Annotated in this window: 1 protein-coding gene; it reads right to left on the bottom strand. The window is 38.0% G+C overall.

Features of this window, described 5'->3' with window-relative positions:
- Positions 1 to 92: 92 nt before the first annotated feature.
- Entirely contained in the window at positions 93 to 461 is a 369-nt protein-coding gene (locus FH603_RS28335) for a hypothetical protein (RefSeq protein WP_186742783.1), read from the bottom strand.
- Positions 462 to 584: the final 123 nt, after the last annotated feature.

Here is a 584-nt window from a genome sequence, read left to right as displayed (position 1 = left end):
GCCGCATTCAGGTGATTGTTGAGGGGCTGTTTGCCGAAGAAGGCAAGGTCATTTCACTGACCTGTTTCCCGTACTTAAAAAACACGACGTTATTAATTTGAATTAGTATTATACGATTCATTTTCCCACCTTTTACCTTTTATACCAAACATTATTTGAGTCTCTCCTCCCATATGAATTGCCTGCTTTCCTGTATCTTTCACATGTGCTGCAAGAGGCATTCCATAAGCTCCGCATCCAATGATAGCAATATCAAAATCAATTTCATTTATTCTACTTTTCATATAGTCTAATGCTCCGAACCAACTGTCGAATCCAGACTTCACACCATTTCCAGCCACAGATTGAACAGCTTTTAAAACCGTGATTTTAAAATCCGGCAACAATAACACATTATTAAACAACAATTTTCTTTTATTGTATTGAGCTTTTATTGATTCTTCAAAAGGATGGATTATCAATACTCTTTTACCCTTTAGAACGTGTTGGGGAATTGAAAAAGGCTGGTAGTCGTGTCACCTTTGTAGCGACCAAGCAACAAAGCCGTGACCAAACAATTTACTAAACTGACCGACTACCAGTGG

Origin of the sequence: Spirosoma utsteinense, assembly GCF_014282275.1 — a bacterium.
Classification (GTDB): domain Bacteria; phylum Bacteroidota; class Bacteroidia; order Cytophagales; family Spirosomataceae; genus Spirosoma; species Spirosoma utsteinense.
The sequence above is the reverse complement of the archived record's forward strand: the minus strand, read 5'-3'. Positions and strand labels throughout refer to the sequence as shown.